Source organism: Streptomyces spinosus (genome assembly GCF_020400655.1).
Classification (GTDB): domain Bacteria; phylum Actinomycetota; class Actinomycetes; order Streptomycetales; family Streptomycetaceae; genus Streptomyces; species Streptomyces argyrophylli.
The window spans coordinates 47,010-62,141 of record NZ_JAINRC010000012.1; the positions used below are offsets into that span (position 1 = coordinate 47,010).

The following is a 15,132-nucleotide window of genomic DNA, read 5'->3' on the forward strand; positions in this document are numbered from 1 at the left end:
GGGTTCCCTCCGGTGGGTGAGAGGTCCGCCACGTGACCGCGCGGCGGACTCGCGTACTGTGACGATTCACCCGCGTGGGTTCGCGCGGGCCGGAGACACCGCTCCTCTCCGGCCGTACGACTGGGGGTCCCCACCCCGTCGGTCCGCCCCGCACGAGGGAGCATCTGGGAGGTACGTACATGTCCGGGACGACCACGGCTGCCGTACGGCCGCGCCGTCGGGCGCCCGGGGCAGGTGCCAACCGCTGGGTCGTCCTCGTCGTGCTCTGCGTCAGCCTGCTGCTCGTCGCGCTCGACGCGACCGTGCTGCACGTGGCGGTCCCCGCCGTCACCGAGGACCTCAAGCCCGGCGCCATCGAACTGCTCTGGATCGTCGACGTCTATCCGCTGGTCTGCGCCTCGCTGCTGATCCTCTTCGGCACCCTCGGCGACCGGGTCGGCCGCAGACGCGTCCTGCTGCTCGGCTACGCCCTCTTCGGGGTCGCCTCCGCCGTGGCCGCGTTCGCGCCGACCGCCGAGATGCTCATCGTCGCCCGCGCGCTGCTCGGCGTCGGCGGCGCCATGATCATGCCGGCCACGCTGTCGATCCTGCGCCAGGTCTTCCCCGACCGGCGCGAGCGCGCCCTCGCCATCGGCGTCTGGAGCGCGGTCGCGGCGGTCGGCGCGGCGGTCGGACCATTGCTCGGCGGCTTCCTGCTGGAGCACTTCTGGTGGGGCGCGGTCTTCCTCGTCAACATCCCGCTGATGCTGGTGAGCCTGCCGGTGGGCCGGGTGCTGCTGCCCGAGTCCCGGGGTGACGGCGAGGGCCCCTGGGACGTGACGGGCGCGCTGATGGCGGCGGCCGGGCTGTTCGGGGTGGTCTTCGGCGTGAAGCGGCTCGGCGGCGGCGAGGCGGCCGCGAGCCCCCTCACCGTGCTGCCGCTGCTGACCGGCGCCGCCCTCCTCGTCCTCTTCGTACGGCGTCAGCGGCGGCTCGCGCATCCGCTGGTGGACCTGCGCATGTTCCGCCGGCCCGCGTTCAGCACCTCGGTGGGCTGCATCGTGCTGGCCATGCTCGCGCTGGTCGGCCTGGAGCTGATCGCCGCCCAGTACCTGCAACTGGTGCTCGGCCTGTCCCCGCTGCAGACCGGCCTGCGACTGCTGCCCCTCACGCTCGCCGCGATGGCGGCCGGTCTCGCGGGTGCGCGCATGCTGCGCCGCTTCGGTCCGCGCCGCATGGTGTGCTTCGGCTTCTGCCTGACGACCGCGGCGGTGCTGACGCTGACGGGCATGGGCGCCGCCGACGACCCGACGCTGCTGCTGGCCGGTTTCGTGCTGCTGGGCTTCGGCCTGGAGACCACGCTCTTCGGGGCCTACGAGTCGATGCTCAGCGAGGCCCCGGCCGCCCAGGCCGGCGGTGCGGCGGCGATCGGCGAGACGTCGTACCAGCTCGGGGCCGGAATCGGCATCGCGCTGCTGGGCAGCGTGATGAACGCCGCCTACGCGCCGGGGCTGCGGTCGGTGCCGGGCGTGCCCCGGTCCGCCTCGGACGCGGCGGGCCACTCGCTCGGCGAGGCGTACGAGGTCTCCGGACGGCTCGGCGGCTCGGCCGGGGCCGCGCTGCGCCGCGCCGCGCGGGACTCCTTCGTGCACGGGCTGCACGTGACGCTGCTGGTGAGCGCCGGTCTGTTGCTGCTGGGCGCGGTGATGGCACTGCGGCTGCCGTGGCTCATGCAGTGCGGCGAGGAGCCGGCGGGCGGCGAGCCCGCGCTGCCGTCGCCGCGCGAGGCGGAGGCGGCGGCCGGGAAACCGCGGGTCAGCGCCTGACCTCCTCTGGACGTGCGGGACACTGCACCGTAACGTCGGCCGGAGAGCCGTAACTAGCGTTGCTAGTTTTGCCGACGTCCCGTGTGGCGTCCCGTGTTCCGGAGGGTGTTCCATGTCCGCGTCCGCGAAGCTGCCCCCGTTCGATGCCGCCGACCCGCTCGGGCTCGACGACCTGCTGGAGCCGGAGGACCTGGCCGTCCGGGACACCGTCCGCACCTGGGCGGCCGACCGTGTGCTGCCGTACGTCGCCGACTGGTACGAGAAGGGCGAACTGCCCGGCATCCGGGACCTCGCCCGGGAACTCGGCTCGATCGGCGCCCTCGGCATGTCCCTCACCGGCTACGGCTGCGCGGGCGCGAGCGCTGTCCAGTACGGTCTGGCCTGCCTCGAACTGGAGGCCGCCGACTCGGGCATCCGGTCGCTGGTCTCCGTGCAGGGCTCCCTCGCGATGTACGCCATCCACCGGTTCGGCAGCGAGGAGCAGAAGCTCCAGTGGCTTCCGCGCATGGCGGCCGGCGAGGTGATCGGCTGCTTCGGGCTGACCGAGCCCGACCACGGCTCCGACCCCGCCTCGATGCGCACCCACGCCAAGCGGGACGGCGAGGACTGGGTGCTGAACGGCCGCAAGATGTGGATCACCAACGGCTCGGTCGCCGGGGTGGCCGTCGTCTGGGCGCAGACCGAGGAGGGCGTCCGCGGTTTCGTCGTCCCCACCGACAGCCCCGGCTTCTCGGCGCCGGAGATCAAGCACAAGTGGTCCCTGCGCGCCTCCGTCACCAGCGAACTGGTCCTGGACGACGTACGGCTGCCCGCCACGGCCGTGTTGCCGGAGGTCACCGGGCTGCGCGGACCGCTCAGCTGCCTGTCCCACGCCCGCTACGGCATCGTCTGGGGCGCGATGGGCGCCGCCCGCAGCAGCTTCGAGGCGGCCCTCGACTACGCGCGGTCACGAGAGCAGTTCGGGCGGCCCATCGGCGGCTTCCAGCTCACCCAGGCCAAGCTCGCCGACATGGCCGTGGAGCTGCACAAGGGGATTCTGCTCGCCCACCATCTGGGGCGGCGGATGGACGCCGGCCGCCTGCGTCCCGAGCAGGTCAGCTTCGGCAAGCTCAACAACGTCCGCGAGGCCATCGAGATCTGCCGTACGGCACGGACGATCCTCGGTGCCAACGGGATCTCCCTGGAGTACCCGGTGATGCGGCACGCGACCAACCTCGAGTCGGTGCTCACCTACGAGGGCACCGTCGAGATGCACCAGCTCGTGCTGGGCAAGGCGCTCACCGGGCTCGACGCCTTCCGGTGAGCACCGGGGCGGGGCGGGGCCGGTGCGGCGGCCCCGCCTCAGCTCTGGTTGAAGAAGCCGTCCGAGCGGTGGGCGGACGCGTCACCGCTGATGATCTCGGTGTCGGCCGGGGTGAGCAGGAACACCCGGTTCGAGACGCGGTCGATCGAGCCGCGCAGACCGAAGATGAGCCCCGCCGCGAAGTCCACGACCCGCTTGGCGTCGCCGGGCTCCATGTTGGTGAGGTTCATGATGACCGGGACCCCGTCCCGGAACAGCTCGCCGATGGCGCGGGCGTCCCGGAAGCTGTCCGGGGTCACCGTGCCGATCCGGCGGCCCTTGTCCTCGGCCGTGTCCGTGGCCACCTTCACCCGGGGGTCGGTGACCCAGGCGTCCCCGGACTCGGTGCCCTCGGAGTAGTCGTCGTCGTAGTAGCGCTCGTCATCGTTGTCGTCGACGAGGCCGAGCCACGCACTCGCCTTGCGTACCGATCCCATGGACGCCTCCTCTCACAGCGGTCTCTTCTGCTTTCCGCATCCCTATGGTCATCCATGATGCGGACGCCTCGCCAAGTGGATAGACGCCGCGCGGGGGGTTTGTGACGGTACTGGTGCACAGCGGATCCGTCGAGAGTCCTTGTGCCCCAAGGGGAGAGACTCATACGGCTGCTGACTGAGAGTGAAATATGATTGTCTGCGGCGGACGGGTGATGCACGGTGCGTATGGGTGAACGGCAACGTCGTATCACAGTACGGGGGATGTTGTGTTCGGAATCGTCAGGCCCTGCGCCCACCGGCTCGGTGAGCGGTTCACGGCCGACTGGACGGCGCACCTGTGCGGGCTGTGTCTGGCCCTGCGCCGCGACCACGGTCAGTTCGCGCGGATGGTGACGAACTACGACGGACTTCTGCTGTCGGTCCTGACGGAAGCTCAGGCCGGCCCGCTGAGCGGCACCCGTCGCACGGCCGGACCGTGCGCGCTGCGCGGCATGCGGACCGCGTCCGTCGCACAGGGTGAGGGCGCCCGGCTCGCCGCCGCCGTCTCCCTCGTGCTCGCCTCCGCGAAGGTGCGCGACCACGTCGCCGACCGCGACGGGCTGCTGGCCCGCGCGCCGGTCGCCGCCGCCGCGCGCCGGCTAGCGGCGAACTGGGGCCGGGCCGGTGAACGCGGCGGGGCGGCGGTCGGCTTCGACACCGGCGTCCTCGTCGACGCCGTCGACCGGCAGCCCGGCGTCGAGGCCCTTGCCGGTCCAGGTACTCCGGTCCTCACGGTCACCGAACCGACCGAGACCGCGACCGCCGCGGCCTTCGCGCACACCGCGCTGCTGGCCGGGCGGCCGGACAACGCCGGGCCCCTGGCCGAGGCCGGACGCCTCTTCGGCCGCCTCGCCCACCTGCTGGACGCCGTGGAGGACCGGCGGGCTGACGCCCTGTCGGGTGCCTGGAACCCGCTCACCGCCACCGGCACGCCCCTCACCGAGGCACGCCGGCTCGCCGCCGACGCCCTGCACGGCATCCGGCTCGCCCTGCGGAAGGCCGGGTTCCACGACGGCCGGCTCGTCCACCTCCTCCTCGTCCACGAACTGCGCCGCTCGGTGGACCGCGCCTTCGGGACGGCACCGGCGTGCGCGGCCGGTCGGCACGGGGGGCCGCGGGGGTCCGACGACGCGGGGACGCGGCCGGGGCCGTACGGAGCCGGAGGACCGCAACAGCCGTACGGCGGCGGCAATCCGCAGGGCGCCGGCGCTCCCCTTCCGGGCAACCCGTACGCCGGCGGCGGTTCTCCCGGCGGAGGCGGCTTCGGCGGAGGAGGCGGTTTCGGGGGCGGCTTCGGTCCGCCGCCCGAGCCGGTCAAGGGCCGACGCGGTTTCTGGGCCGGCTGCGGGATGTTCTTCGCGCTGTGCTGCACCTGCAGGATGTGCTGCGCCGAGGAGTACGAGGGTCCGTGGTCCCGGAAGAAGCGGGAGGGCTGCTGCCGGGACTGCGACTGTCCCTGCGACGGGTGCGACTGCTGCGACTGCTGCTGCCCGTGCGACGGTTGCTGAGTCGACTGACGCGGACGGACGACGATCCTGAAGGCATGCCCCCGTCTCCGACGCGACACGTCGAAGGGGGGCGTCACCGCACAGGCCCCGCCGGAACTTCCCGGTGGGGCCTGTGGTCCGCTGTCGCTCAGCAGGCCAGCGGGTAGAAAGCCGGCCTCACCTCCCTACTGGGCGCCGATCCGCCCAGTAGAAGAATTCCAGCTGCATTCACCGCCGCCCTCGGACTCGATCGTTTCCGAACCTCCACGATCAATCGGCACGGTTTCTCCTGAAATTCGGCAGACTGTCACTTGATTCACTTGATCAGTCCCCCTCAAGGTGAAGTTCCATCGACACTTCATCCGCACATCGCTCGGCAAGTCCTCGGACAGCGGTCAAGATATCGCGCTCCGCATCACCCTCGGCCGAACTTCGCTCCGCGTCAACCTCGGAAATAAATTGCGGCATATCTTGCGGGGTCAGAATCAGAGTCCCGTAGGGATCTACTCGATTCAGCATGGGCAGGTTGCTGCTTTCGCAGATATGTGCAAACAGATCCGAGCCGTCCAGCACGGCGTCCACTTGGGCCAGGCGGCGCCTCTTAGGGCTCGATCCCCGCCCTTCCACCTGCTTCAACACTACGTCTACGCCCATCGCGACAACTCCTCAAACACGCTCGCCACACCTCACGGGGCATCGGACGGGAATGCTGTGATCAGCTTTCGATCCCGAACCACAACTCTGATGTAGTACTGCGGGTCGCCGGCAGCGGTCGTGCCGATCGACGACGGGAATCGGTAGAAGTAGACACCGTCATCGGTCGCGCCACCAAGAGCGCGATTGATCATCTTCTCGATCTTCGCCTTGCTCGTGGTGTTGAACTTACTCTTGTTCGGATACTGGCTTCGATTCACATGACGGTCCCAAATGTGATCCCATCTTCCCTTCGAGATCGGGACCGAGCAACTGCTGTTGTGAACGAGAACCGGCGTCTCGCCCGCCAGGACATAGTACGTGTGGACGTTTTCGACCGTGAGGTTGTACGTGCGGGCGTGGGTCGTGAACGGGCGGTTGGCGGTGATGATGACCGTGCGGCCGTCGTCCGTGCGCAGGGTCATGCCCGGCTTGAGGTCGCCGGCCTGGACCCAGTCGTGTCGTGACGGGGACCAGAAGGGGTGTTCGTGGGTCGCCGTCAGTTTCTCGATGCCGTCCTCGGTCGCGACGGACAGCTCGTTGAAGTGCTTGTCGGTGTCGGTGACGATGCGGCGGGTCACCCGTTGCGCGGTCGTCCTACCGGTCTGCGGATCGGTGGTGAGGACCTTGTCGCCGACCTTGACGTCCTCGATGTCCTTGGTCGTCTTGCCGTCGCCCATCAGGACGTCCGTGCCGGCGAGGAAGCAGTTGCACCCCTTGGTGAGCTTGGTGACCCACTCCTCGGCGGCCTTCGCGCCCTTCTTCAGCACGGAGTCGGGCACCAGCTTCAGCGCCTTGCCCAGGGGCAGGTCCGTGCCGGCGATGAGGCAACTGGAGACCCCCGAACCCGAGAGGCAGTCCTTCCACGCCTTGGGGTCGGGCAGGAAGGTCGAGGCGAGCGCCTTGATGACCGTCACCTGGGCACTGATGTCCAGGGGCTTGAACACGATCTTCTTGCCGAGCGGGGGCAGGTCGCTGCCCGTCTTGACGACGCTGTGCAGCTCCCCCTGTCCGTTGTAGACGTAGTGGGAGTACTCGTAGTGGTACGACCAGGTGCCGTCGCCGTTCGGGGACATCCAGTCGCGGTAGCTGTCGTCTCCGCTGCCGCAACCGTATTCACAATCCGTGATGGGCCTCAGCCCGTCGGGGTCGCTGTAGGTGACGGGGTTGTTGAGGGAGTACGAGTAGGCGTTGAGGTACTGCGGGTCGTACGGCGAGTTCAGCGGGTCCGGGCTGAGGAACCGGCCCAGCTTCGGGTCGTACATGCGGGCGCCCAGGATGGACAGGCCCGTCGCGTCGTCCTCGGTCTTGCCGAGGAAGCCCCGGTCCGAGCCGGAGGGCAGGGCGGTGCCGCCGTTCTGGGCGCCGAAGGGCAGGTAGCGCCGCCGCTGCGCGGTGCCCGTCCCCGCGTCGACGGTCAGCTGGGTCGACGCCTGGGTGTCGGACATGATCCAGCTGAGCTTGCTGCTGGTCTTGTCCACCGCGGTGCGCATCGCCACGGTCGTCGTGCCGTCGCCGTAGTAACGGGTGGCCTTCGCAGTGGCGCCGGGTGCCTTGTGGATCTCCTGACTCGTGAGGTACAGGACGGTCTCGTCCGTGGACTTCCGCTCCAGGAGGTCACCGGAGGCCGCGTAGACGTAGCCGGTGGTGGCGGCGCCGGAGGCGGACGTCACCTGGTGCAGTTCGTTCCAGACGAGGGTCGTCTGCTTCCCGCCGACGGTGCGGCTCTTCATCTGGCCGTCGTCGTCGTAGTCGTAGAGGTCGGTGCCCGTCGGGGTCTTCACCGAGGTCACGGCGTGCGGGTGGGCGGCCCCGGCGGTGTACGTCGACTGGTCGGCGGAGTAGCCGGGGTAGACGTAGTCGTTGACCTGGGCGCCGGTGGCGGTGGTGTTGGTGACCTTCTGGAGGTTGCCGATGCCGTCGTAGGTGTAGTCGAGCTGGTAGGGGTCCTTGCCGGTGGCCAGGTCGGGGGAGAAGGGACCGGCGCAGCCGGTGCTCGCCCCGGTGGTCCAGGCACGGCTGAGGCGGTTCAGCTCGTCATACGTGTAGCACTGGTGCTGTCCGGTGGTCCTGTCGGCCAGGTCGGTGGTCTGGCCGGCGTTGTCGTAGAGGTAGTCGTCGTTCTGGACGGTGCCCTTCGTGCTGCTGGTGGTGGTGATGTTCGTCAGCCAGCCGGTGCCGTCGGCGTCGTCGTAGCTGTACGAGCGGCGGGCCGTGGTCGTGGTGGTGGCCGTGGTGCCGTAGGTGCGGTCGGCCAGCCGGCCCACGCGGTCGAAGCCGGTGGAGTCGACGTAGACCGTGTTGTTCAGGTCGCTGGTGACCTTCTCCGGGTTGCCGAAGCCGTCGTACTGCGTGGTGACGGTCTCCTGGGGGAGGTCACCGACGGCCGGGTAGGTGAGGCTGGTCTGCTGGCCCAGCGCGTTGTACGAGGACTTCGTGACGTAGGTGTTCTCGAAGCCCGTGCCGTCGGCCGGGACGGTCGTCTGCGTCTCGGTGGCGTTGCCGTCGGCGTCGTAGGTGTTGACCTTGTCGGTGTAGGCGTAACCACCCGCGTACGACGTCGAGGTCGCCGGCCTGCCGATGCCGCCCGCTGCCGTGTCGTAGGTGGTGCGGGTCAGCACCTTGGTGCCGTTCTGCACGGTCAGCGGCCGGCCGAGGTGGTCGTAGGTGTAGGTCAGGACCGTGCCGGCCGCGTCCTTGACCGTCTCGACGTTGCCGTTGCCGTCGTAGGTGATGACGCCCGTGCCGTTGAGGTCCGCGTCGGGGTCCTTGCCGCCGGTGCGCTCGCCGAGCCAGTTGTAGGCGTAGGTGGTGATGTTCCCCTTGGAGTCGGTGATCTTGGAGAGCTGGCCGCTGCGGTTGTACTCGTAGTACGTCGTGTACGTGGACGGGCCGAACTCGACGACCTTGCTCACCTGCCCGAACACGTCGGTGTAGCTGTTGGTGCGCTCTCCGGCGGGAGGCATCGTGGTGGTGTAGTCACCGTGGTAGTTGGTGATCGTCTGGCCCTGGGCCTGCGGATCGCCGTCCACCATGATCCGGGACTCGGTGGTGCGGCCGGCGTAGTCGATGACCAGGTCGGTGTAGGACGGCAGGCTGTCCACGGTGGGCAGGACCATGCCCGAGCCGGCGGTGCCGGAGTTGTAGAACGCGGCGCTGGTGCCGGTGACGTTGCCCGAGGTGTCGTAGCGGGTCGAGATCACGGTCCGTCCGGTGCCGGTGGGCGCCGGGACCTGGGTCTCGCGGGCTCGGCCGAGGCCGTCCAGGTAGTCGTAGCTGGTCAGGACCTTTCCGGCCGACTGGAGTGTGGTCGTGGTGACCTTGGGCGGGACGGTGGAGACCAGGTCCGGGACGCCGTCGCTGTTGTCCGACGTCGTGATGTCGTACTGGTACTTCAGGCTGGGCGTGCCGTCGGGGTAGGCGGAGATCTGCGAGGGCTTGAACACCTTCGAGACGCGGCCCACGGAGTCCAGGACGATACGCGTGGTCTGGTTGTTCGCGTCCTGGATGCGGTACGGCACCCCCCACAGACGGGAGTACCAGGTGGTGGTGGTCTGCGGTGCGGCCGGGCCGTCGCTGCCGTCCGGGTCGGGCGTGGTCACCTTGACGCCGTCGACCGGCCACGAGGTGGCGGGCTGGTAGGTCGTCGTGGTGGTGTTCTGCTCGCCGTCGGTCGTGGAGGTCTGCCGGCCGGCCTGGTCGAACTTCGCCTTGGTCTCGCGGTAGTGCGTGGCGTCCGTGTAGGCGCGCACGGTGGTGGGGTGCCCGTCGGTCGGCTTGTCGGTGTCGACCGAGGTCGCGTCGTCGTACAGGGTGACGGCGTAGGCGTCCTGGTTGGCCGAGGACCTGGCCGCGCAGTCGGCGGCGTAGTGCCGGGTCTCGTCGGGCAGCACCATCCAGCGCTGGACCTGCGAGCCGGGGAAGTAGTCGGTGTTGTAGGCGCGGCCGAAGGTGGTGCACCGGTTGTCGTCGGTGTCCGACAGGCCCCAGTCGTTGGTGCGCAGGGGCAGGCCGTACTTGGTGCTGGCCGGCTCGGTGTCGTCGAACTCGTTCTTGACGGTGTGCTCGCGCCAGCCGCTGGAGGTCAGCTCGTCCGTGGTCGTCTTGGAGTCGCGGACGAAGCGGGCGTCGGGCAGGCCGTCGTACTGCGCGGTGTCGTGGACCCAGTACTCGTGCCAGACCCGCTTGTGGGACTGGCCGGAGCCGTCGCGGTTGCTCGATTCCAGCACCTTGCCGTTGAGCCAGGGGGAGTCGGTCACCGCCGGCCGGCCGCTGTCACCGTCGTCGACGGTGACGCTGCGCGTCTTGGACGGGTCGTCCTTGTCGGTGCGGTCGCCGTCCATGCCGCGGTACAGCCAGTAGTAGGTGGAGGCCGCGTTGGACTTGGTGCCGGTGTGGACCTCGACCTGCTGGTAGCCGCGCCAGTCGGTCCAGGACTCGTCCTTGTCCTTGGTCAGCGGGTCGTTGGGGAACGCCCACGCGGGCTTGCCGACGTAGTCGTAGGTGGTGGTCATCACCGGGTCGCCGTCGTTGCCCGAGCCCGAGCCGGGTCCGGGGTCGACGCTGACCTTGGCGACGACGTACTTCTTGAACCAGCCCGTCTTCTCGTCCGTGGCGCCCTCGGGCACCCAGCGCTGCTTGAAGCAGGCCTGGGTGTTGTTCGACTCGCTGGGCGGGTTGTCGATGTCGCAGGCGTCCTGGGCGTCGTAGTTGCGGTAGGTGACGTTGACGAACGAGCCGAGGTCCTGGTGGATCTGGGTGACGCGGCGGAAGTTCAGCACACCGCCGCCGAGCTGGTTGTCCCGCCACTCACCGTTGATGTTGATGGTCGGCAGGGTGATGTCGGTGCCGTCGCCGTAGCCCTTGCGCTGGATGTAGTCCAGCCACAGGGTGTTGTCGACGGTGCCTTCGGGGTTGGGCAGCCCGTACTTCATCTGGTACTGCATCGCCGGGTTCCACGCGGAGGCGTCGTCGTCCCGCACGTAGGTCTTGACGTCCCACAGCATCTTCGTGGCGAAGAACGTCGGCGAGTACGTCTCACCCTTGATCGTCCGGCACCCGTTGTCCGCGCTCGTACCGTCGCACATCAGGTCCGTGGGCACGTCCGGGTAGGAGTCCGGGTGGTCGGAGATGCCCGGGCAGTCCGCCGGCTCGCTCGCCAACGGGTCCTTGTCGGCCATCCGCTCCACACAGCGGCCCACGTAGCGCAGGTCCACCTTCGCGGGCAGCTGCGCGCCCGGAATCTGGGAGGCCCAGCCGTACTCGATGCGCACCGGGTAGGCGGCGGAGTCGTACACGCGCGCCTGGTCGGCGAGCAGCACCGAGCGGTAGTGGTTCTGCTCCTTGTCGTAGAAGTAGGCGGTCTCCACCTCGTCGGGGTCCACGACGCGGTCCAGGCCCCAGCGGTAGGCCTGCGTGCTGACGCCGACACCGCCGTTGTAGCCGGGCTCTCCGGGATTGTTGCCGAAGACGGGCACGGTCAGCACCGAGTCCGTGGCGGCGTCGGTGCGCTCGGAGCGGCCCCAGCCGAAGTAGTAGCGCGTGCCGTCCTGGGTCGAGACCACCCAGTACTCGTCGTCCGAGCCGTGACCACCGGTCAGGTGCTGCACGCGCCAGCCCGGGTCGTCCTGCACGTGGTAGGAGCCGGTGCCGTTGTCGTCCTGGACCAAAGTGGAGCTGACGCCGTTGAAGTTGATGACGTAGACGGCCCCGTCGGGCTCCTTGGCGGAGTTGGGCGAGTCCCAGCACAGGTCGCCGACCCAGCCGGTGCCCGTGCCGTCGTCCTGGCAGCCCCGGTAGCGGCGCTCGATGAAGCCGATGCCGCTCAGGTCCCAGCCCAGTCCTGCCCAGTTCGCCTGGGTGTTCTGGGCGGAGGTGAGGGCGTCCACCGACTGGGAGTTGTACGACAGCGCCAGCGACGGCGCCTGACCGGCGGGCGGCTTGGGCACGTCGAAGGGCAGGCTGTACGAGAAGGCGCCCGAACCGGTCGAGACGTTCCAGGAGCCGGACGGCTTCAGCGAGGACGCCCGGTAGTCACCGGCGTCGGAGGACGACGTGGACGCCAGCGTGTACACCGTCGCGCCCGACGCGGTGGCGGCGCTCAGCGCCGAGGAGGAGAGCGCGGACTTCGCCGTCCGGTCCGGCTGGATGACGGAGATGGACGGCGTGGGGTCGGCGTCGGCCTGGACGGTCGCGGTGAGGGTGCCCTTGGCCAGGTCGTTGTGGACCGGCACGGGCCGCGGGTCGGCCGTCGAGCAGCCCTTCGCCTCCGGCGTGGTCAGCGCGCAGGCGGGCAGGGCGACCAGACGCAGACGGGCGGCGAAGTTGCCGCCGTAGGCGTACCTGAACTTCGAGTAGTCGAAGGTGACGTTCACCGGGCCGGGTGTGCCGCGGCCGTCGCGCCGGGTGAGCTGGACGCCCATGCCGATGCCGTTCGTCCGCTTCAGCCCGGTCCGGTCCAGGACCTTGACGTCCACGTCCGTGGGGGCGGGGACCGCGATGGCGGACCGCTGCCTGGCCACGGCCGCGGCGGGAGCCGGTCCCACCTGCACGGCGGCAGTGTCCGGGGCGTCGCCGGCCGGTGCCACCGGCAGGGTCCTGCCCGGCTTCAGACCCGACAGGGCGAGGCGGGCGTGCGCCGCCTTGGGCCACACCGGCCGGACCGGCTTGGTCTGCGTCGGCTCCGCGCCGTCACGGGGCACACCCCCGGCCGCCCGCGCGGGCACGTCGACCGGCTGCTTGCGCCCGGCCGCGACCGCCTTGGCCGTACCCGCGGCCTGGGCCGCCGGCGCGGCCAGCAACGATGCCGCCAGCGCCATGGCCAACGCCCAGGAGGCGCCTCTTGCTTGTCTGTGCGCGCGTCGCACGGACCATCCCCAACCCGAAGAAGGCCGGGACCCTGGCCCCGGCACGTGTGCAAAGCAAAGGCCGCGTGGCATCGGGCTGTCGGTGAAGTGAAAGCCGCATGAGGCCAGGCCGTCGCTGCACGTTAAGCAGGACGTGGCACCGGCGAACAGTCCCTCAAATCGGACCGATGAGCCACAACCGTCTCTTCACGTCACGTTTACAGTTGTGTTCTCGATCACGTTTGCTCTCGCGGACCTGACGAGGTGTCCGAGCTGGGCGGACGAGGCTGGCGCGAGCCCTGACGGCATGATTCAATCCTGCGTCGCACACATCGTGCACACATCAAGGCCCCGGTCGCGGGCCGACGCAACGTCCCGGAGATCACATGAAGCGCGAGACGTCCGGCGGTCCGAGCCGGCGCCAGATACTGCGGCGGATCGGCGGTCTGACCGCGGCAGCCGCCGTCGGAGCCGTCGTCCTGGACCAGGCCGGCACCGCCTCCGCGGCCGTCGGCACCTCCAAGCGCTTCGACCTCACCGACGGATCCGACGAATGGTTCCGCGAGATCCCGCTCAACGAGACCCGGATCCTTCAGTCGTTCGCGTTCGACAACACCAACAAGCACCTGTACACGGCCCAGTTGGTCCAGGGCGGCCGCATCCTGCCCGGGGAGACACAGGCCTACAGCGGCACCGACCGGTCCAAGAACGGCGACCTGTGCATCACCCGCCTCGACTGGCAGGGGTACGTCATCGGCCGGATGTACCTCAAGGGCTTCGGACACGGCGTGTCCATCGGTGTCGAGCCCTCCGGCAACAGCGCCTACCTGTGGACCGAGTGCGACTCCGTGCCCGACAGCGAGAACAACGGCTACGGCACGAAGATCGCCCGGTTCAAGTTCGCCAACGGCGCCGTCCTGCGGCCCGACTCCGCGCAGGTCACCCGGTTCACCCCGGTCCCCGGTTCCGACCACAACACCGTCGCCGTCGACCCGGTCACCAACCGCATCGCCCACCGCCACCGCCTCAACGGCACCTGGAAGTACAGCCTGTACGACCTGGCCACGTTCAAGGCGGGCACGTTCACCCCGCTGGCCACCCTCACCCAGCCCGCCGTGCTCACCGGCCCCACCTTCCAGGGCTACACCAGCATGGGCCAGTACCTGTACACCATCGACGGCACCGCCTACACCTACGACGCGGACGGCAACCGGACCAGCACCAGCAACACCTACGTCACGTCGATCGACTGGAACACCGGCACCGTCTTCGAGCGCCGCCTCAGCAAGGCGGGCGAGAGCCTGTTCTACCGGGAGCCGGAAGGACTGGCCGTCCAGATCCCCGACATGAGCACCCCGACCGTCGCCCGCCTGCACCTCGGCTTCGGTTCCGAGCAGTCCCTCACCCAGACCGACAAGAAGGCCAGCTTCTACTACAAGGACCTCCTCGTCTGACGCCCGGGAGGGGAGCGCGTCAGTCCTTCAGCTCCGGCGGGCTGATACGGGACTCCTTGATCGCGGAACCCGTCGTGCCCCACTTCCTGAGGATCCTGTCGTAGCTGCCGTCGGACAGCAGCCTGTTCACCGCCGCCTGGAACGCCGGCGCCAGTTTCGTGCCCTTCTTGAAGGCGAAACCGACGTCCAGGCGGTGGTACTCGTTGAGGAACTTCAGGCCCTGCTGGTGCGCCACGGCGTACCGCAGGCCGTTGATCGTGGACATCACGATGTCGCTGCGGCCCTGCTGGAGCGAGGACCAGACCGCGCTCGGCTCGGCGTACGTCTGCACCCGGTACGCCTTCTTGCCCGCGTCGGAGCACACGTGCTTGCCGGCCTCCAGCGTGGCCTCGAACGTCGTGCCCGCGCCGGTCGCGACGTTCAGACCGCACAGCTGTTTCAGATCGGTGATCTTCGCGAGCTTGCTGTCCTTGCGGGTGGCGAAGCCCTGGCCGTCGTTGACGTAGGTGACGAAGTCGATGGTCTTGCGGCGCTCGTCCGTGACGCCGAAGTTGCTCGCGCCGAAGTCGTACTTGCCGCTGTCCAGGGCGGGCAGGATCGCCTCGAAGCTCGCCTGCTCGATCTTCAGCCTGATGCCGAGCACCCGGGCGACCGCCTTGGTGAAGTCGACGTCCTGACCGGTCAGGGTCGCGCCGTCGGCGAGGTACGTGGTGCCGGGCGGGGTGCCGCCGACGCTGACCGCGACGGTGAGGTGCGTGGTTCCGGCGGGCAGCAGCTTCGCCGCGGCGTCGTCCTTCCGCACGGCGGAGACGACGTCCGTGGTGGGCACCTCGTCGGACTTGGCCGCCACCCCGGAGGCGTCCGTGCCGCCCGGGTCACCGGAGCCGGATCCGCAGGCGGTGAGGAGCAGCGCGGCCGAAGTGATGGCGACAAAGGGCATGAAATGGCGATAAGCGGGCGTGCGCATCGGGTAGCGGTCTCCTGAGGCGGAAGGTGTGCGGAACGCGAGGGGAGGGGTGCGCGTGTGAAG

At 69.4% G+C, this 15,132-nt stretch carries 8 protein-coding genes; 4 read left to right on the forward strand and 4 right to left on the reverse strand.

The window, feature by feature from the left end; all coding sequences use genetic code 11:
- The first annotated feature begins 179 nt into the window (after positions 1 to 179).
- Positions 180 to 1,805, forward strand: coding sequence for an MFS transporter (locus LG395_RS22765; protein ID WP_225811035.1), 1,626 nt, complete (start codon positions 180 to 182; stop codon positions 1,803 to 1,805).
- A gap of 112 nt (positions 1,806 to 1,917) precedes the next feature.
- Positions 1,918 to 3,108, forward strand: coding sequence for an acyl-CoA dehydrogenase family protein (locus LG395_RS22770; protein ID WP_171157746.1), 1,191 nt, complete (start codon positions 1,918 to 1,920; stop codon positions 3,106 to 3,108).
- 38 nt (positions 3,109 to 3,146) lie between these two features.
- Here LG395_RS22770 and LG395_RS22775 read toward each other — a convergent pair whose 3' ends face one another.
- Positions 3,147 to 3,584, reverse strand: coding sequence for a cell division protein SepF (locus LG395_RS22775; protein ID WP_171157747.1), 438 nt, complete (start codon positions 3,582 to 3,584; stop codon positions 3,147 to 3,149).
- Between the two features lie 266 nt (positions 3,585 to 3,850).
- Between LG395_RS22775 and LG395_RS22780 the strand changes: the two genes are divergently transcribed.
- Positions 3,851 to 5,131 carry a DUF5685 family protein gene (locus LG395_RS22780; protein WP_225811036.1) on the forward strand — a complete coding sequence of 427 codons (1,281 nt, stop codon included), beginning with the start codon at positions 3,851 to 3,853 and terminating at the stop codon, positions 5,129 to 5,131.
- A 303-nt stretch (positions 5,132 to 5,434) separates the two neighbouring features.
- Here the strand turns inward: LG395_RS22780 and LG395_RS22785 are convergent, their stop codons facing one another.
- Both LG395_RS22785 and LG395_RS22790 read right to left on the reverse strand, forming a co-directional pair.
- The gene (locus LG395_RS22785) at positions 5,435 to 5,764 is read right to left on the reverse strand and encodes a hypothetical protein (RefSeq protein ID WP_225811037.1); all 330 of its coding nucleotides are present in this window, start codon (positions 5,762 to 5,764) and stop codon (positions 5,435 to 5,437) included.
- A 32-nt stretch (positions 5,765 to 5,796) separates the two neighbouring features.
- Entirely contained in the window at positions 5,797 to 12,621 is a 6,825-nt protein-coding gene (locus LG395_RS22790; RefSeq protein WP_225811038.1) for a polymorphic toxin-type HINT domain-containing protein, read from the reverse strand.
- Positions 12,622 to 13,034: 413 nt separating this feature from the next.
- Between LG395_RS22790 and LG395_RS22795 the strand changes: the two genes are divergently transcribed.
- Complete coding sequence (locus LG395_RS22795; RefSeq protein WP_225811039.1) at positions 13,035 to 14,102, forward strand: phage baseplate protein; 1,068 nt, start codon at positions 13,035 to 13,037, stop codon at positions 14,100 to 14,102.
- Positions 14,103 to 14,121: 19 nt separating this feature from the next.
- On the opposite strand, the gene LG395_RS22800 is transcribed toward LG395_RS22795, so the two are convergent.
- Entirely contained in the window at positions 14,122 to 15,042 is a 921-nt protein-coding gene (locus LG395_RS22800; RefSeq protein WP_225811040.1) for an ABC transporter substrate-binding protein, read from the reverse strand.
- Positions 15,043 to 15,132 lie beyond the last annotated feature (90 nt).

What these genes read in the sequence shown, in the direction of transcription:
- LG395_RS22775 (WP_171157747.1), bottom strand. Translation starts at nt 3,584, where the DNA reads ATGGGATCGGTACGCAAGGCGAGTGCGTGGCTCGGCCTCGTCGACGAC.
- LG395_RS22785 (WP_225811037.1), bottom strand. Translation starts at nt 5,764, where the DNA reads ATGGGCGTAGACGTAGTGTTGAAGCAGGTGGAAGGGCGGGGATCGAGC.
- LG395_RS22790 (WP_225811038.1), bottom strand. Translation starts at nt 12,621, where the DNA reads ATGGCGCTGGCGGCATCGTTGCTGGCCGCGCCGGCGGCCCAGGCCGCG.
- LG395_RS22765 (WP_225811035.1), top strand. Translation starts at nt 180, where the DNA reads ATGTCCGGGACGACCACGGCTGCCGTACGGCCGCGCCGTCGGGCGCCC.
- LG395_RS22795 (WP_225811039.1), top strand. Translation starts at nt 13,035, where the DNA reads ATGAAGCGCGAGACGTCCGGCGGTCCGAGCCGGCGCCAGATACTGCGG.
- LG395_RS22800 (WP_225811040.1), bottom strand. Translation starts at nt 15,042, where the DNA reads ATGCCCTTTGTCGCCATCACTTCGGCCGCGCTGCTCCTCACCGCCTGC.
- LG395_RS22770 (WP_171157746.1), top strand. Translation starts at nt 1,918, where the DNA reads ATGTCCGCGTCCGCGAAGCTGCCCCCGTTCGATGCCGCCGACCCGCTC.